The sequence below is a fragment of the Oricola nitratireducens genome, from assembly GCF_014904745.1.
GTDB classification, from domain to species: domain Bacteria; phylum Pseudomonadota; class Alphaproteobacteria; order Rhizobiales; family Rhizobiaceae; genus Oricola; species Oricola nitratireducens.
The window spans coordinates 253538-270067 of the sequence record NZ_JACZCS010000050.1; the positions used below are offsets into that span (position 1 = coordinate 253538).

Below are 16530 nucleotides of genomic sequence, written 5' to 3' on the forward strand. Positions count from 1 at the left end.
ATGCCGGGCGATGTGACGGTGAGATCGTGAGCGCCGTCCCGCTTCCGCCGCACATTGCAGACGCTTTCCGCAAACAGGAGCAATCCTGCCTTGCACTCGGTTCGCCGTTCACGGCGCGCCTTTGCGCCTTCGTCGCCGATGAGGGCGTGCCGCCCGGCCCCGTACACGACCGGCTCGCCGGATGGGCCGGCCGGCTCGATTCCGCGGGAGACGCCCTGCCCTTGCGGCTGACGGGCGCCTTGCACAATCTCGTCCTTGGCGAACGGGACACAACGCTCTCGGACGCCTACCCGCCGAACGAGGCCAGCGACGCGGCCATTCACGATGCAGTGATGGATGCAATTTCGCGCCACGGCGACTTTATCGACGGTTTTCTCGACAATGCACCACAAACCAACGAAACGGCGCGTTCGGCCGTGCTGCTTCCCGCCTTTTTGCATCTGCAAGCGCGTTTCGGGATGCCCTTCGTCCTCTCCGAACTCGGTTCGAGCGCCGGGCTGAACCAGAACTGGCACCGCTATCGCTATGAATTCGGCGGCTGGGGATGGGGTGATCTCGATTCCCCGGTGACGCTCGCCTGCGAAGTGCGCGGCAATGTGCTGCCCGCTCCCCTTCCCGTCTCGGTCCGCGACAGTGGCGGCTGTGACATCGCGCCGATCTCGGTCGGTGACGAACGGGAACGGCTGCGGTTGAAGTCCTATGTCTGGCCTGACCAGCCGGCGCGCCTCGCGCGGCTTCGCGGCGCGCTTGCCGTGGCGCAGGATCATCCGCCGACGGTCCATCCGGCCACCGCCTCGGACTGGCTCGCAGAACGGCTCGCCGAGCGTTATCCGGGCCACGTGCATGCCGTCTTCCACACCATCATGTGGCAATACATGCCGGACGACGAACGGGCGCGCGCGCAAGCCCTGATCGCGGACGCCGGCGCCAGGGCAACAACGGACGCGCCGTTTGCCTGGCTGCGCTTCGAAACCGACGACAAGCCCAATGGCGCGCCGATCGTCGTGACCACATGGACGGGAGATTCGCCCGCTGGCGAAACGGTCACGCTCGGCCGCGGCGATTTTCATGGCCGCTGGGTCGATTGGGGTCCGCCAGTCTGATACCAGACGGCGTGATTCATCCTTCCGGCATGCCCGGAATCTCACTGGATGAAAAATTACCCCGTCCGATGGACTTTTAACGCCGCTTGTCCTTTATGGCGTCGCATAAGAAGGAGTTCGCACCATGACCTGGACCATCTACCTCTCCGGCGAAATCCACACCGACTGGCGCCATCAGATCGAGGACGGCGCAAGGGCCGCCGGCCTGCCCGTCAGCTTCACCGGCCCGGTGACCCATCACGAAGCCTCCGACGATTGCGGCGTCGCCATTCTCGGCGCTGAACCGGACAAGTTCTGGCACGACCACAAGGGCGCGCAGATGAACGCGATCCGCACCCGCACCCTTATCTCGGCCGCCGATATTGTCGTTGTTCGTTTCGGCGAGAAGTACAAGCAGTGGAACGCGGCCTTCGATGCCGGCTATGCGAGTGCTCTGGGCAAGGCCCTCATCGTCATGCACCAGGACGAACATGCGCACGCGCTGAAGGAAGTCGACGCTGCCGCGCTCGCCGTCACCAAGACGCCCGCACAGGTTGTGGATATCCTGCGCTATGTCATAAACGGTGAGTTGGCCGGGTATACCGGTCAGGCGGCTGCCGCCGAATAACCGGACAATCGCTGGACATGCAAAAGCCCGTCAATCCGCCGGAACCGGAAGAACTCGCCCGCATGGGCGTTTCGCGTCCGGAATTCATCGCCATCGTCGCGGGACTGATGGCACTCAACGCGCTGGCGATCGACATCCTGCTGCCGGCGTTTCCGAACATTTCGTCCGCCTACGGGATCGACGGCAACGCGGTCCAGTACATCCTGCTGTCCTATGTCATGGGATTCGGCGGCGCGCAGCTGTTCTTCGGCCCGATTTCCGACCGTTTCGGACGGCGCAAGCCGCTGTTTTTCGGGCTCGCCGTCTACATCCTTTGCGCGATCGCCGGCGGTTTCGCGCCCGATTTCACGACGCTTCTGATTCTGCGCTTCGTCCAAGGCCTCGGCGCGGCCGGAACCCGTGTCATCGCGCTTGCCGTCGTGCGCGACACGCATGCCGGGCGCGCGATGGCGTCGACCATGTCCCTCGTGATGATGGTCTTCATGGTCGTGCCGATCATCGCCCCCTTTATCGGCCAGGGCATCATTCTCGTCGGGCCCTGGCAGCATATTTTCTGGTTCATGGCCGTGCTCGCCATCGTCATGACACTGTGGGGCGCAATCAGACTGCGTGAAACGCTCTCGCCGGAAAACCGGCGGCCATTGGCGGTGAAGGTGATCACTCAGGGCTTCCGGCTCGTGGTGTCGAACCGGATTTCGTTGCTCTACACAATGGCGACGGCATTCTTTTTCGGTTCGCTGTTCGCCTTCCTGAACCTGGCGCAGCCGATTTTCGGCGAGGTCTACGGACTGCACGCCTATTTCCCGCTCGCGATGGCCACCGGCGGTGTTCTGATGTCGATGGCATCGTTGCTCAATGCTCGAATCGTCGAGCGCATCGGCATGCGCCGGCTTTCGCATGGCGCCCTGGTCGGCCACCTCGCCATCAGCGCAGTGGCTTCCGTCTGGTTCTACGGCCACGATGTGCCGTTGTGGCTGTTCATGGCCGTGCTGGCGCTGATCATGCCGCTGTTCGGACTGATCGGCGCCAATTTCAACTCGATCGCGATGGAGCCGCTGGGCAAGGTGGCCGGGACCGCGTCGTCGGTCCTCGGTTTCACGCAGACGGTCGGCGGTGGGCTTGTCGGCGCGGCGATCGGCCAGACCTTCGACGGTACATCGCTGCCGCTGATCGCCGGCAGCGCGCTGACGTCGCTGATCACGTTGCTGCTCGTGCTAATCGCCGAGAACGGTCGGCTGTTCACCAACCCTGGAGCGGACTAAGCCCGTTTCCGGCCGGCGCTATTGGTCCTTCACCGACGGCTGCAGCCCGGCAAAGTCGAAGAGCGACCTGTCGAGCAGATGGCTCGGCCGCACGGTCGTCAGCGCCCGGATCATCGTGTCCTTGCGCCCCGGCATGCGGTGTTCGATATCGGCGAGCATTGCCTTCATCGCATTGCGCTGCAGCCCGTCCTGCGATCCGCACAGGTCGCAGGGAATGATCGGGAAGCGCATCGCCGATGCGAATTTCCCGAGATCGTTTTCCGCGCAATAGGACAAGGGGCGCAGGACCAGCACGTCACCTTCGTCATTGAGCAGTTTCGGCGGCATGGCGGCAAGCCGGCCGCCATGGAAAAGATTCATGAAGAAGGTTTCGAGGATATCCTCGCGGTGATGGCCAAGAACCAGCGCCGAACAGCCTTCCTCGCGCGCGACCCGGTAGAGATGACCGCGGCGCAGCCGCGAGCACAGGGAACAATAGGTGCGGTTCTCCGGGATCTTGTCGGTCACCACCGAATAGGTATCCTGATACTCGATGCGGTGGGCGATCCCGTTTTTCGACAACCAGTCCGGCAGGATGTGCTTGGGAAAACTGGGCTGGCCCTGATCGAGATTGCACGCCAGCAGGTCGACCGGCAGCAACCCGCGCCACTTCAGGTCCATCAACAGCGCCAAGAGACCGAAGGAGTCCTTGCCGCCCGAGAGCCCGACAAGCCAGCGCTGGCCGGGCTCGACCATGGCAAAATCATCGATCGCCTGACGCATGTTGCGCAACAGGCGTTTGCGCAGCTTGTTGAATTCGACTGAGCGCGGCGCATCGGCAAACAGCGGATGGAAGGTGTCCGCGGCGGCGTCTTCAGGTGTCGGCGTCGAAATGTTCATGCGGGCTTCCTAGCCGATCGCCGGGCAAACAAAAAGCCGCCCCGGATACCGGGACGGCTCGAAACCCTGGCGAAGGCCCCGATTAACGCGAGTAGAACTCGACCACGAGGTTCGGTTCCATCAGGACCGGATAGGGCACGTCGCCGAGCGACGGTACGCGCGAGAAGGTCGCGACCATCTTGTTGTGGTCGGCTTCGATATATTCCGGCACGTCGCGTTCTGCGAGCTGGGTCGCTTCGAGAACAAGCGCCATCTGCTTCGACTTTTCGCGCACTTCGATCACGTCACCGACGCGGCAGCGATAGGACGGGATGTTGACGCGCGTGCCGTTGACCATCACGTGACCGTGGTTGACGAACTGGCGCGCGGCGAAAATCGTCGGCACGAATTTGGCGCGATAGACGACCGCATCGAGACGGCTTTCCAGAAGACCGATCAGCTGATCCGGCGTATCGCCCTTGCGGCGCGCGGCTTCCTCGTAGGTCTTGCGGAACTGCTTTTCGGAGATATCGCCGTAATAGCCCTTCAGCTTCTGCTTGGCGCGCAGCTGCACGCCGAAGTCGGACAGCTTGCCCTTGCGGCGCTGGCCGTGCTGGCCGGGGCCGTATTCGCGGCGGTTGACCGGGGACTTGGGACGGCCCCAGATGTTTTCGCCCATGCGGCGGTCGAGTTTATATTTGGACGATTCGCGCTTGCTCATCGCATTTCCTTTCAAAGAGTTGCACCCAAAACCTAAGGTTTCGGATCAAAGGAAACGCACCCTCCTCTGCCGGCCTTTTTCGCCGACTGACAGGACATGCCACGCACGCTTTGCGGCCATGTCCACGGGATACGTCAAAGAAAATGCAGGGCCAACAGACCCTGCACAAGGCGGTATCTATAAAGCTAATGCCGAATAGTCAAGCGCTGCCGGTTCCCTGCCCGTCGTGGCTCCGGCGGTCGACAGATCAAAATCGCGGAGTCACAGTATCCGGTGACAACGGCCAACAACGGGGAATGCCAATGGTTGGTTCCTACGACGCCTACGAGCCCCTGAATACGCCTATAGAGATCGGTCCCGAAATATGGATCGTCAACGGGCCAGTGCTGCAATGGGGCTACGGCATCCCGATCAAATGGCCCTTCCCGACGCGCATGACGATCATCCGCCTGCCGGATGGAGGATTGTGGCTGCATTCGCCGACGCGTCCCGACGAAGCACTGCTGGAAATGATCCAATCGCTCGGGCCGGTGCGCCACATCGTTTCGCCGAACATGATCCATCATGTCTCCATCGGTCTGTGGGCCGCGCGCTTTCCGGACGCGAAGGTCTGGGCGTCGCCGGGTGTCCGCGCGCGCTCGGACGTTACGTTCACCGATGATCTGGCGGATACGCCTCCCGAAGACTGGGCTGCGTCAATCGATCAGCGCATTGCGCGCGGCAGCCGCGTGCTCGAGGAAGCGATCTTCTTTCACCAATCCTCGAAGGTTCTGATCCTCACGGACCTTATCGAAAATTTCGAGGACGAGCGCCTGCACGGTTGGCTCGCCCGCTTCATGTACCGCCTGATTGGCGTTATGGCGCCTGATGGCCACGCGCCGCGCGATCTGCGCGCCACCTTCGCCGGTCACCACGACCGGTTGAGGCCCGTTGTCGAATGGATGCTCGCCTGCAAGCCGGAGAAGATCGTCATCGCGCACGGCAAATGGTTCGAGGAGAACGGCGTGGCTGAAATTCGCCGCGCCTTCTCATGGGTGGACGGGATCGGCTGATGTTTCCAGAGACACCGGCGTCAGGCCAAAGCCTTGCATCAGACGAAGTATTTCCGGCGCGGGATGACCGGAGGTGAAGACCGCCAGATCCGGCTCGTTTGGCCGCACCGGCAATGTCTCCATGTCCCCGGCAAGCGATTTCGCGCGACGCGCGATCGCCTCGGACGTGTCGATCCAGTCGACCGGCCACGGCGCTGTCTTGCGGAACCGGTTGACCAGAAAGGGGTAATGCGTGCAGGCCAGCACGACGATGTCGGTGCGGCGGCCGTCCTTCTCCATAAAGCAGGGCGCGATCTCGCGGCGGACCTCTTCCTCGTCGATCATCTCGCCGCGCATATATGTCTCCGCCATGGCTGCGAGATTGTTGCTGCCGACAAGGCGCACATGGCATTTGCTGCCGTATTGGCGGATCAGTTCGCGCGTATATTCCCGCTTGACCGTGCCCGGCGTCGCCAGCACGGAGACAAGGCCGGAGCGGGTCCGTTCAGCCGCGGGCTTGATCGCCGGAACGGTGCCGACGAAGGTCTCGCCCGGAAAAACCTTGCGTAAGTGATCAATGGCAAGTGTCGAGGCCGTGTTGCAGGCGATCACGCTGAGCGACGGACGGTATTGCGTCAGCAAGACGGCGAATAGTTCCGTGATGTGCCCGCGCAGCGCGTCCTCTTCCCAGGCACCATAGGGAAAGGCCGCATCGTCGGCGACATAGACGAAATGCCAGTCGGGCATCAGCACGCGGGCTTCGCGCAGGACGGAAAGTCCTCCTATGCCGCTGTCGAAGAAAAGCGCGGTACGCGGGCGCTTGTCAGCCATCGGACCGCCCCGCTCCCGTTTGTTTTTTCGTTCGCTTGCCGCCGGCGGATACGCGGCGCGGATCGTCGCCTGGCGACCCGGCGCCGCGCGGATTGGATGGCGAGAAGCGATCGAGGCTGGAGATGATGCCGCGCAGCACGCGGATTTCCTCCACCGAGAAGCCGGGCCGCGTCAGCACGGCGCGAATGCTTTCCAGCTGCACCGGCTTGCGCTCGGGCGGCCGGAAATAGCCGCGGCTGTCCAGCGCCTGTTCGAGCTGATCAAACAGGCCGAACAAATGCTCCTTCGGCGCCGGCGCGAATTCCGGTCCGGAAAATGGCGTGTGGCTCTCGGCCGCGAGACCCGATTTCATCCACTCGTAGCTCATCAGAAGCACGGCCTGAGCGAGATTGAGCGACGCAAAGGCCGGATTGACCGGAAAGGTCACCAAATCGTCGGCCAGACCCACTTCCTCATTGTAGAGGCCGAAACGCTCGCGCCCGAAGAGGATCGCAGTTTTCCCGTCCCGACGGTGCATGGTGCGCAATTCGCGCGCCGCGTCTACCGGGCCGAGCACCGTCTTGAACCCCTCGCGCTGGCGCGCCGTGGTCGCGACGACATACGTGCAATCGGAAAGCGCGTCCGCCACGTTGTCGAAAAGGCTGGCGCGTTCCAGCACGTGAATGGCGCCGCTGGCTGCGGCCTCCACTTTCGGATTGGGCCAGCCGTCGCGCGGCGATACGAGGCGCAGTTCGGCGAGGCCGAAATTCGCCATCGCCCGCGCAACCATGCCAATGTTCTCGCCGAGCTGCGGCTCGACCAGCACGATCGCCGGACCTTCCGCGATCATTTCACGGTGCTTGTCTGTTCCTGCCATGACTTTCGTTCGTTCGATACGGGTGCCTGCACCTGCCACAAACCGGCGCATATGGAAACAAGGAAGCGGCCGAAACAAAGCGCTCGCCGCCTTTCCGTAAATGCGTTTTTCGACCATGGCATTGTTTGCACCGAACATATGGCTTTGCTATAGCCACGCCACTTACCCAAGCCGCGCCCGCGGCGCCCATTCAATCGAGGATTCCCATGGCAAAGATCAAGGTCGACAATCCGGTCGTAGAGCTGGACGGCGATGAAATGACCCGCATCATCTGGCAGTTCATCAAGGAAAAGCTCATTCATCCTTATTTGGATGTCGACCTGAAATATTACGACCTCAGTGTCGAGAAGCGCGACGAGACCGACGACCAGATCACGGTCGATGCCGCGAACGCCATCAAGAAATACGGTGTCGGCGTGAAGTGCGCGACGATCACGCCGGACGAGGCGCGCGTCGAGGAATTCGGCCTGAAGAAGATGTGGCGGTCGCCGAACGGGACGATCCGCAACATCCTTGGCGGCGTGATCTTCCGCGAGCCGATCATCTGCAAGAACGTGCCGCGCCTGGTTCCGGGATGGACACAGCCGATCATCGTCGGCCGTCATGCCTTCGGCGACCAGTACCGCGCGACTGACTTCCGGTTCCCGGGCAAGGGCAAGCTGACGATCAAGTTCGTCGGCGAAGACGGCGCCGAGATCGAGCACGAAGTGTTCGACGCACCGTCGTCGGGTGTCGCCATGGCAATGTACAACCTCGACGACTCGATCCGCGACTTTGCCCGCGCATCGCTGAACTATGCGCTGCAGCGCAAGGTGCCCTGCTATCTCTCGACCAAGAACACCATCCTGAAAGCCTATGACGGGCGCTTCAAGGACATCTTCCAGGAGGTCTACGAGGCCGAATTCGAGGAGCAGTACAAGGAAGCCAAGATCTGGTACGAACATCGCCTGATCGACGACATGGTGGCAGCGGCGCTGAAATGGTCGGGCGGCTATGTCTGGGCCTGCAAGAACTATGACGGCGACGTGCAGTCTGACATCGTGGCGCAGGGATTCGGTTCGCTCGGCCTGATGACTTCGGTGCTGATGACGCCGGACGGCAAGACCGTCGAGGCAGAAGCCGCTCACGGCACGGTGACACGCCATTACCGCCAGCACCAGAAAGGCCAGGAAACCTCGACCAACTCCATCGCCTCGATCTTCGCCTGGACGCGGGGCCTGGCGCACCGGGCCAAGCTCGACGACAACAAGGAACTGGCGAAATTCGCGGCGACGCTCGAGAAGGTCTGCGTCGACACCGTCGAAGGCGGCTTCATGACCAAGGACCTGGCGCTGCTGATCGGCCCGGACCAGCCCTGGCTGTCGACGACCGGCTTCCTCGACAAGATCGACGAGAACCTGCAGAAGGCAATGGCGTAAACGCCGGACGCAAACCAGCCGGAGGGATGCCGTGAACGAGACGTTTCGCACCCTCTGGCGCACCAACCGGCTGTTGATGATCGCGTTCGCGATCGCCCTTTTCTTCACGGTCGTGTTCGGCGCCCGCACGGTCGCCTTCTACGTCTACTGGTCCGGACACCAGAATGTCGCCGTCGCCGGCTGGATGCCGCCCGGCTATGTGGCGAAGTCCTATCGCGTCGATATCGCGGTGGTGCGCCAGGCGCTCGGCCTCGATCCGCAGGCACGTGACCGGCGGCCTATCGCGCGGATCGCGCACGACCGCGGAGTGCCGGTGCAAAGCCTCATTCGCGACGTCAACGAGGCGCTTGCAAAGGCGAAATCCGGTGAGGCGCCGGCGGGACAATGACGGAGACGATCCTCGCCGTCTTTTCGCTTTACGGCGCGCCGGCGCTGTTCGCGATCATCGCCGCCGGCCAGTTCGGCCTGCCCCTGCCGACCTCGATCCTGCTTCTGACCGCGGGCGCACTGCAGGCCGACGGGAACCTGTCGTTCTGGCAGCTATACGCCTGGGGCCTTGCCGGCGCCGTCGCCGGCGATCACGCGGGTTACGCGGCCGGACGTTTCGCCGCCGCCGCCTTTCGCGACCGGATCGACCGCTCGCGGAGGCTGCAGGAGAATTTGAAGAAGTCCGAACGGTTCACACGCAAATGGGGCGACGGCAGCGTCTTCCTGAGCCGCTGGCTGTTCACGCCGATCGGACCGTGGATCAACCTGACCAGCGGATTGTCTCTGCATCCGCTGCACCGGTTCACGCTCGCCGACATCGCCGGAGAGATCATCTGGATCGGCGGCTATCTTCTGCTCGGAAGCCTGTTTGCGCAATCGATCGCGCAGATTGCCGACATCGTCGCCAATGCCGCCTGGATGATTGGCGCCGGCGTGATCACGATTCTGCTCGGCTGGCAATTGCTGATCCGCTTCAGGCGGATCAGGAAAGCCGGCCGGTAATTTCGTTATCCGGCCATGGCGGATCGCACCGCCTCGATGGCCGCATTCGCGTTGGCGCCTTCCGGACCGCCGGCTTGCGCCATGTCGGGACGGCCGCCGCCGCCCTTGCCGCCAAGCGCGGCTGAAGCCGCGCGTACGAGATCCACGGCATTGAACCTGTCTGTCAGATCTTCGGTCACCGCGACAACGACGCTGCCCTTGCCGTCTTCCGACGACGCGGCAAAGGCAACGACTCCGCTGCCGAGCGACTGCTTGGCGTCATCGGCCATCGGCTTCAGGTCCCGCGGCGACACACCAGAGACGACGCGGCCGATGAATTTCGTGCCGGCGACCTCTTCCGGCCCTTCTGCGGCGCCTCCTGACGGGCCGGCCAGCGCCAACGCCTTCCTGGCCTCGGTCAGTTCGCGTTCGAGCTTGCGGCGTTCCTCGACCAGCGCCTCGAGACGCGGCAGGATCTCGTCCGGATTGGTCTTCAGCGTCGCGGCAATCGCGCGGACGCGATCGTCCTGCTCGGCAAGATATTCGCGCGCGGCCTCACCGGTCAGCGCCTCGATGCGGCGCACGCCGGAGGCGACGGCCGTTTCCGAAAGCACATGGGCTAGCCCGATCTCGCCGGTGGCGCGCACATGCGTGCCGCCGCACAGTTCGACCGAATAGGTCTTGCCCTTCTTCTCGCCACGCTCGGCCGTGCCCATGGAGACGACACGAACCTCATCGGCATATTTCTCGCCGAACAGCGCCATGGCGCCGGTTTCTCGGGCATCCTCCAGCGCCATCAGGCGCGTGCGCACCGGGGCGTTCTGCAGGATGATCTCGTTGGCGATCTCGGCGACGTCGTCGAGTTCCTTCTCGCTCATCGGCTTGGGATGGGAGAAGTCGAACCGCAGCCGATCGGCGGCAACCAGCGACCCCTTCTGGGCAACATGGGTGCCCAGAACCTCGCGCAACGCTTCATGGATGAGGTGGGTCGCCGAATGGTTGGAGCGCAGCCGCGCACGGCGCTCGTGATCGATTTCCAGTTCGACCTCGGCGCCCGGCTTCAACATGCCTTCGGTCACCTTGCCGTAATGGACGAACAGGCCATCGGCCTTCTTCTGGGTATCGGACACCGTGACGAGAACGCCGTCGCCCTTCATCGTACCGCGGTCACCCTGCTGGCCACCGGATTCACCGTAGAACGGCGTCTGGTTGACGATGATGGCGACCTCGTCGCCCTGCCCGGCCTCCTGCACTTCGGCGCCGTCGCGTACCAGTGCGAAGACCACGCCTTCGGCCTTCTCGGCCTCATAGCCCAGGAACTCCGTGGCGCCGAATTTCTCGCGCAGACCAAACCAGACGGCCTCTGTCGCCTGCTCGCCCGAACCGTGCCAGTTGGCGCGGGCTTCGGCGCGCTGGCGTTCCATGGCGGCGTTGAAGGCGTCCATGTCGACGGCGACGCCGCGCTGGCGCAAGGCGTCCTGCGTCAGGTCGACCGGAAAACCGTAGGTGTCATACAGTTTGAAGGCGGTTTCGCCGGGCAGCGCGTCGCCCTTGCCGAGGCCTGCGCTCGCCTCGTTGAGCAGCGTAAGACCGCGGTCGAGGGTGCGGCGGAAACGTGTCTCCTCGAGCAGCAGCGTCTCCTCGACAAGCGGCTGGGCACGCAGGAGTTCCGGATAGGCCTGCCCCATCTCGTGGACCAGCGCCGGCACCAGGCGGTGCATCATCGGATCCTTGACGCCGAGCAGTTCGACATGGCGCATGGCGCGGCGCATGATGCGGCGCAGGACATAGCCACGGCCCTCGTTCGAGGGCAGCACGCCGTCGGCGATCAGGAAGCTCGAGGCGCGCAAGTGATCGGCGATTACGCGGTGGCTGGCGCGGTGCTCTCCCTCCGCCTTCGTCCTGGAGAGTTCCTCCGATGTCGCGATCAGGTGGCGGAACAGGTCGATGTCGTAGTTGTCGTGCTCGCCCTGCAGCACGGCGGCAATGCGCTCGAGGCCCATGCCGGTGTCGATCGACGGCCGCGGAAGATCGGCACGCTCGTCCGGCGTCAACTGCTCGTATTGCATGAAGACGAGGTTCCAGATCTCGATGAAGCGGTCGCCGTCCTCGTCCTGGCTTCCGGGCGGTCCGCCGGGAATGGCTTCGCCGTGATCGTAGAAGATCTCCGAGCAAGGGCCGCAGGGGCCGGTGTCGCCCATCGCCCAGAAGTTGTCGTGGGTCGGGATACGGATGATCCGCTCGTCCGGCAGGCCGGCGATCTTCTTCCACAGCGAGAAGGCGTCGTCATCGGTGTGATAGACGGTGACGAGGAGCTTGTCGGCGGCAATGCCGTATTCTTTCGTGATCAGCTTCCAGGCAAGCTCGATGGCGCGCTCCTTGAAATAGTCGCCAAACGAGAAATTGCCGAGCATCTCGAAGAAGGTGTGATGGCGCGCGGTATAACCGACATTGTCGAGGTCGTTGTGCTTGCCGCCGGCGCGCACGCATTTCTGCGCCGTCACCGCGCGCGAATAGGGCCGCGTCTCCAGTCCGGTGAAGACGTTCTTGAACTGCACCATGCCGGCATTGGTGAACATCAGCGTCGGATCGTTATGCGGCACCAATGCGCTCGATGCGACGACCTCGTGTTCGTTCTGCGCGAAATAATCGAGGAATGTCTTGCGGATGTCGTTGACGCTGCTCATGAATACCTGCCTGAAAAGACCCGGAAATGCCCCGGAAGGGCCTTGCCATAGCCAATCCGGATGCATCCTGTCCAGCATATCGGCGACGGCGCCCGCGCAATCAAGCGGCCATCATCCCCAACAACGAACCCGGCGGCCTTTCCGGCCACCGGGTCGCTGCAGAATCGTTTTGATTTGAGGCGCGAAACCGCGCCGCGATCACGCCTCGGCGACGCTGTCGTCTTCCTGGTCGCCCGGTCCTCCCTGCTCCAGGAATTTCTCGGCGATCAGGCCGGCATTCTGGCGTAGCGCCAGTTCGATCTCGTCGGCGATCTCGACATTGTCGCGCAGGAACTGCTTGGAATTCTCGCGCCCCTGGCCGAGCCGCTGGCTGTTATAGGAGAACCACGCGCCAGACTTTTCGACGATGCCGGCCTTGACACCGAGATCGATCAGTTCGCCGGTCTTGGAGACGCCCTCGCCATACATGATATCGAATTCGACCTGCTTGAAGGGCGGCGCCATCTTGTTCTTGACGACCTTGACGCGGGTCTGGTTGCCGACGACCTCGTCGCGGTCCTTGACGGCGCCGATGCGGCGAATGTCGAGGCGCACGGAGGCATAGAATTTCAGCGCGTTGCCGCCCGTCGTTGTTTCCGGAGATCCGAACATCACCCCGATCTTCATGCGGATCTGGTTGATGAAGATCACCATGGTGTTGGAACGCGAGATCGAGGCGGTCAGCTTGCGCAGCGCCTGGCTCATCAGGCGGGCCTGAAGACCCGGCAGGGAATCGCCCATCTCGCCCTCGATCTCGGCGCGCGGCGTCAGCGCAGCCACCGAGTCGACCACCAACACGTCACAGGCGCCGGAGCGCACCAGCGTGTCGGCGATTTCAAGCGCCTGCTCGCCGGTATCGGGCTGCGAAATCAGAAGATCCTCGAGCGCGACACCCAGCTTGCGGGCATAGACCGGATCGAGCGCATGTTCGGCGTCGACGAAGGCGCAGATACCACCATTCTTCTGGGCTTCGGCGATGGTCTGCAGCGCCAGCGTCGTCTTGCCGGAGCTTTCCGGCCCGTAAATCTCGATGACGCGTCCCTTCGGCAGACCGCCGATGCCGAGCGCGATATCCAGTCCGAGAGAGCCTGTCGAGATCGTCTCGATCTCGACGACCTGCTCGTTGGCGCCGAGCCGCATGATGGACCCCTTGCCGAAGGTCCGCTCGATCTGCGAGAGCGCCGCATCCAGTGCTTTTGACTTGTCCACCTGTTTGTCCTCAACCAGACGCAAACTGTTCTGAGCCATGTTTCCCTCACCCTTAGGTTATCGCCGCATACCGCGCAAACTGCAAATTGTCCCAAATATTTGTACGCTATTTGTTCTTATTTTGCAATCCATCTATCGTATTGAAAAAACACGGAAAAGAGAATTCGTTTTGTTTATGTTCTCTTAACGGTCCTGCGCTGCGCGGCCTAGCATGGCCGTTTCCCCGCGACGTCCGCCATTGATCTTTGCCTGATTCTGCCGACATTGGCGCCGTTAAAACGGTACGGTGCGAATCTGGAGGCAGCGTGGAGCAAATCGCGGACAATCCATTCGCCCTGCTCGGCGTCGGCGGCGCCCATGTCGACCGGATCGGCCGTGTCTCGGGCCGCTACTATCCCGGCGCGTCCAATCCCGGCCATCTGACGTCGTCCGTCGGTGGCGGCGCGCTCAATGCGCTGCGTAATGCCGGGCTGCGCGGCATTGGCGCAACGGGACTGATCTCGGCGCGCGGCGGCGACCATGACGGCGCGATCGTCGGTGACACGATCGAAAAGGCCGGCATCACGGACATGTCGGCGGTGTTTCTCGACCGGCGAACCGCCAGCTACACGGCCATCCTGGATATCGGCGGCGACCAGGTCGCCGGCCTCGCCGACATGGAAATCTACGAGACCGCCCTGCCCCGCCAGTTGCGCCGCAAGGCGCTTCGCGATGCCGTGGCCGACGCGAACGCCCTGCTTGTCGACGCCAACCTGCCCGTCGCGGCGCTGCAAACGATTTGCGATCTAGCTACGGCACCGGTCTACGCCATCGCCATCTCGCCAGTAAAAGCCGAGCGGCTTCTTGCCGTCACCGGCCGGATCGACACGGTGTTCATGAACCAGCGCGAAATGGAGGCGCTCGCTGCCGAAACATCAGTCAAGGGCCTGACGGGACTTGCCGCGCGCGGTTTCAGGCGCGCTGTCGTGACCGGCGGATCCGGACCGGTCCTGGTGCTCGACGGCGACAATCGCTTCGCGGTTTCGCAACCAAAGGCGGTGGAGATCACCGACGTCACCGGCGCGGGCGATGCGCTTGCGGGCGCGACGATCGCGGCGCTGGTGCAATCGCCGGAAATCACGCTCGCCGAAGCAGTGCGCGACGGCATTGCCGCGGCGCAACTGACGATCCGGACGATCGGCCCCATCGCCGAACGGTTGACCGGCGCGGCATTCGCGGCCATTCGGGCGCAAACCGCTATCCATGCACTGCCCGCCGGCATAGAGGACGAAACCACGTGATCTCCACGACCAGATCCAGGGAAGTCGCCGAAGCGCTTGAAACCGGCAAGCCGGTCGTCGCGCTCGAATCGACCATCATCACCCACGGCATGCCTTTTCCGGACAATCTGGCGATGGCGCGGTCGGTGGAGGCGCTGATCCGCGCCGAGGGCGCCGTGCCCGCGACCATCGCGGTGATCGACGGTGTGCTGCATATCGGTATCGAGGACGCACAGGCCGAGGCTCTGGCGCAAGCGAAGGATCCGCTGAAACTGTCACGCGCCGACCTCGCCTTTGCGATGGCGCGCGGGCTTACCGGCGGAACCACCGTCGCGGCGACGATGATGGCGGCGCATATGGCGGGCATCGCCGTGTTCGCGACCGGCGGCATCGGCGGCGTCCACCGCGGCGCGGAAACGAGCTTCGACGTTTCGGCCGACCTGGAAGAACTGGCGCGCACGCCGGTCACGGTCGTCTGCGCCGGCGCGAAAGCCATTCTCGACCTGCCGAAAACGTTAGAGATTCTCGAAACGCGCGGCGTGCCCGTCATCGCCTTCGGCCAGGATGGCTTTCCGGCCTTCTGGTCGCGCGACAGCGGCCTCACCGCGCCGCTGAGGCTCGACGACGTTGCGGCGATCGCCGAGTTCATGGCGGCGCGCACGCAGCTCGCCGCGTTTGGCCATGGCGGCATGCTGATCGCCAATCCCGTTCCCGCCGCCGACGAAATTCCGCTAGGTGAGATGTCGGCGGTGATCGAACGGGCGGTGCGCGAGGCCGAGGAAGCAGGCGTCAGCGGCAAGCAGGTGACGCCTTGGCTGTTGGCGCGCATCCTCGACATCACCGGCGGAAAGAGCCTGAAGACCAATGTCGCGCTGGTCGAGAACAATGCGAGGCTCGCCGCGCAAATCGCCGTCGCCCATACGGCGAAACAGGCAGGCGCCTGACCGCATCGCCGCTGTGACCGAATGCACACCGCCTGCTGGTGGCGTCGCCTAGGCTCTCCTCATCGCCACGGACAAATCCGTGGCCCACAAAGAGGAGACAAGGTAATGAAAACCATCTCGATCAAGACCACCGTCGCCGCCCTCGCAACGGCCGCGACCCTTTTGACCTCCGGCATCGCCCCGATGGCCCAGGCCAGCGCCGGACCGCTCGGCCAGCCGAAGATCATCGCCCCGAATCCGATTCCGCCCGGCCCCTGCGCCACCAAGCCGTGGCTATGCAAGCAAGGTGGTTTCAAGCTGCCGCCTGCCGGTCCCGGCCCGCTGCCGCCGGCTCCGCCGCCGCCTGCCCCGCCAGCTCCGTCGGCGGGCATCGATCCCGGCGCGCTTGCCGCCATGGGCATCGTCGGCGGGCTGATCGCGGGCGCGGCAATCGCCAATGCCGCCAACAAGAACGCGATTCCGGTCGAGCCCGCCAGTGATGCGAACGCGCACCTGAACTGGTGCTATTCCAAATACAAGAGCTTCCGCGAGTGGGATAATTCCTGGCAGCCGTATCACGGTCCGCGCAAGCAGTGCATCTCGCCGTATTACTGAGGCGACGCATCCGGTTGACGCCGGTCATGCTCCCCCGCGCGGCGTCACCCGCTCCCGCCCCGGAAGCCTTGCCAGGCTTTCGGGGTCTGGGTTGACTAAACGGTCATCTGTGCAACCATGTCGCTCCCTGTACGACCACCTC

General features: G+C 63.6%; 16 protein-coding genes. 10 read left to right on the forward strand and 6 right to left on the reverse strand.

Annotation, left to right across the window (positions count from 1 at the left end; all coding sequences use genetic code 11):
• The first annotated feature begins 26 nt into the window (after positions 1–26).
• From IG169_RS21830 to IG169_RS21840, 3 genes are all read left to right on the forward strand, one after another.
• Complete coding sequence (locus tag IG169_RS21830) at positions 27–1103, forward strand: DUF2332 family protein (protein WP_193178368.1); 1077 nt, start codon at positions 27–29, stop codon at positions 1101–1103.
• A gap of 124 nt (positions 1104–1227) precedes the next feature.
• A complete protein-coding gene (locus IG169_RS21835; protein WP_193178369.1) occupies positions 1228–1710 on the forward strand; it encodes a YtoQ family protein in 483 nt (160 codons plus the stop codon).
• A 17-nt stretch (positions 1711–1727) separates the two neighbouring features.
• The gene (locus IG169_RS21840; RefSeq protein ID WP_193178370.1) at positions 1728–2972 is read left to right on the forward strand and encodes a multidrug effflux MFS transporter; all 1245 of its coding nucleotides are present in this window, start codon (positions 1728–1730) and stop codon (positions 2970–2972) included.
• An 18-nt stretch (positions 2973–2990) separates the two neighbouring features.
• On the opposite strand, the gene ttcA is transcribed toward IG169_RS21840, so the two are convergent.
• Positions 2991–3851, reverse strand: coding sequence for a tRNA 2-thiocytidine(32) synthetase TtcA (gene ttcA / locus IG169_RS21845; RefSeq protein ID WP_193178371.1), 861 nt, complete (start codon positions 3849–3851; stop codon positions 2991–2993).
• Between the two features lie 82 nt (positions 3852–3933).
• Complete coding sequence (gene rpsD, locus IG169_RS21850) at positions 3934–4551, reverse strand: 30S ribosomal protein S4 (protein WP_193178372.1); 618 nt, start codon at positions 4549–4551, stop codon at positions 3934–3936.
• Positions 4552–4853: 302 nt separating this feature from the next.
• On the opposite strand from rpsD, the gene IG169_RS21855 reads away from it, so the two are divergent.
• Positions 4854–5603 carry a DUF4336 domain-containing protein gene (locus IG169_RS21855; RefSeq protein WP_193178373.1) on the forward strand — a complete coding sequence of 250 codons (750 nt, stop codon included), beginning with the start codon at positions 4854–4856 and terminating at the stop codon, positions 5601–5603.
• On the opposite strand, the gene murI is transcribed toward IG169_RS21855, so the two are convergent.
• Both murI and IG169_RS21865 read right to left on the reverse strand, forming a co-directional pair.
• Positions 5580–6413 carry a glutamate racemase gene (murI, locus tag IG169_RS21860; protein WP_193178374.1) on the reverse strand — a complete coding sequence of 278 codons (834 nt, stop codon included), beginning with the start codon at positions 6411–6413 and terminating at the stop codon, positions 5580–5582. The two genes, IG169_RS21855 and murI, sit on opposite strands and share 24 nt — an antisense overlap.
• A complete protein-coding gene (locus tag IG169_RS21865; protein ID WP_193178375.1) occupies positions 6406–7269 on the reverse strand; it encodes an RNA methyltransferase in 864 nt (287 codons plus the stop codon). The genes murI and IG169_RS21865 overlap by 8 nt, the downstream gene beginning before the upstream one ends.
• A gap of 206 nt (positions 7270–7475) precedes the next feature.
• Between IG169_RS21865 and IG169_RS21870 the strand changes: the two genes are divergently transcribed.
• Genes IG169_RS21870 through IG169_RS21880 form a run of 3 tightly spaced genes read left to right on the forward strand, consistent with a single transcriptional unit; the run spans position 7476 to position 9677 of the window.
• Positions 7476–8687, forward strand: coding sequence for an NADP-dependent isocitrate dehydrogenase (locus IG169_RS21870; RefSeq protein WP_193178376.1), 1212 nt, complete (start codon positions 7476–7478; stop codon positions 8685–8687).
• 31 nt (positions 8688–8718) lie between these two features.
• The gene (locus IG169_RS21875; RefSeq protein ID WP_193178377.1) at positions 8719–9075 is read left to right on the forward strand and encodes a hypothetical protein; all 357 of its coding nucleotides are present in this window, start codon (positions 8719–8721) and stop codon (positions 9073–9075) included.
• Entirely contained in the window at positions 9072–9677 is a 606-nt protein-coding gene (locus IG169_RS21880) for a DedA family protein (RefSeq protein ID WP_193178378.1), read from the forward strand. The genes IG169_RS21875 and IG169_RS21880 overlap by 4 nt, the downstream gene beginning before the upstream one ends.
• Before the next feature lie 5 nt (positions 9678–9682).
• On the opposite strand, the gene alaS is transcribed toward IG169_RS21880, so the two are convergent.
• Complete coding sequence (gene alaS, locus IG169_RS21885) at positions 9683–12343, reverse strand: alanine--tRNA ligase (RefSeq protein WP_193178379.1); 2661 nt, start codon at positions 12341–12343, stop codon at positions 9683–9685.
• A 198-nt stretch (positions 12344–12541) separates the two neighbouring features.
• Complete coding sequence (gene recA, locus IG169_RS21890; RefSeq protein WP_193178380.1) at positions 12542–13630, reverse strand: recombinase RecA; 1089 nt, start codon at positions 13628–13630, stop codon at positions 12542–12544.
• A 266-nt stretch (positions 13631–13896) separates the two neighbouring features.
• Between recA and IG169_RS21895 the strand changes: the two genes are divergently transcribed.
• The 3 genes from IG169_RS21895 to IG169_RS21905 all read left to right on the forward strand — a co-directional run bounded on the left by IG169_RS21895 (position 13897) and on the right by IG169_RS21905 (position 16388).
• Positions 13897–14871: a carbohydrate kinase family protein gene (locus IG169_RS21895; protein WP_343225692.1), complete on the forward strand. Its 975-nt coding sequence runs from the start codon at positions 13897–13899 to the stop codon at positions 14869–14871.
• Positions 14868–15794 carry a pseudouridine-5'-phosphate glycosidase gene (locus IG169_RS21900; protein WP_193178381.1) on the forward strand — a complete coding sequence of 309 codons (927 nt, stop codon included), beginning with the start codon at positions 14868–14870 and terminating at the stop codon, positions 15792–15794. The genes IG169_RS21895 and IG169_RS21900 overlap by 4 nt, the downstream gene beginning before the upstream one ends.
• A 105-nt stretch (positions 15795–15899) precedes the next feature.
• A complete protein-coding gene (locus IG169_RS21905; protein ID WP_246717501.1) occupies positions 15900–16388 on the forward strand; it encodes a BA14K family protein in 489 nt (162 codons plus the stop codon).
• The last annotated feature ends 142 nt before the right edge of the window (positions 16389–16530 follow it).

What these genes read in the sequence shown, in the direction of transcription:
- IG169_RS21835 (WP_193178369.1), top strand. Translation starts at nt 1,228, where the DNA reads ATGACCTGGACCATCTACCTCTCCGGCGAAATCCACACCGACTGGCGC.
- IG169_RS21840 (WP_193178370.1), top strand. Translation starts at nt 1,728, where the DNA reads ATGCAAAAGCCCGTCAATCCGCCGGAACCGGAAGAACTCGCCCGCATG.
- ttcA (WP_193178371.1), bottom strand. Translation starts at nt 3,851, where the DNA reads ATGAACATTTCGACGCCGACACCTGAAGACGCCGCCGCGGACACCTTC.
- rpsD (WP_193178372.1), bottom strand. Translation starts at nt 4,551, where the DNA reads ATGAGCAAGCGCGAATCGTCCAAATATAAACTCGACCGCCGCATGGGC.
- IG169_RS21855 (WP_193178373.1), top strand. Translation starts at nt 4,854, where the DNA reads ATGGTTGGTTCCTACGACGCCTACGAGCCCCTGAATACGCCTATAGAG.
- murI (WP_193178374.1), bottom strand. Translation starts at nt 6,413, where the DNA reads ATGGCTGACAAGCGCCCGCGTACCGCGCTTTTCTTCGACAGCGGCATA.
- IG169_RS21865 (WP_193178375.1), bottom strand. Translation starts at nt 7,269, where the DNA reads ATGGCAGGAACAGACAAGCACCGTGAAATGATCGCGGAAGGTCCGGCG.
- IG169_RS21870 (WP_193178376.1), top strand. Translation starts at nt 7,476, where the DNA reads ATGGCAAAGATCAAGGTCGACAATCCGGTCGTAGAGCTGGACGGCGAT.
- IG169_RS21880 (WP_193178378.1), top strand. Translation starts at nt 9,072, where the DNA reads ATGACGGAGACGATCCTCGCCGTCTTTTCGCTTTACGGCGCGCCGGCG.
- alaS (WP_193178379.1), bottom strand. Translation starts at nt 12,343, where the DNA reads ATGAGCAGCGTCAACGACATCCGCAAGACATTCCTCGATTATTTCGCG.
- recA (WP_193178380.1), bottom strand. Translation starts at nt 13,630, where the DNA reads ATGGCTCAGAACAGTTTGCGTCTGGTTGAGGACAAACAGGTGGACAAG.
- IG169_RS21905 (WP_246717501.1), top strand. Translation starts at nt 15,900, where the DNA reads ATGAAAACCATCTCGATCAAGACCACCGTCGCCGCCCTCGCAACGGCC.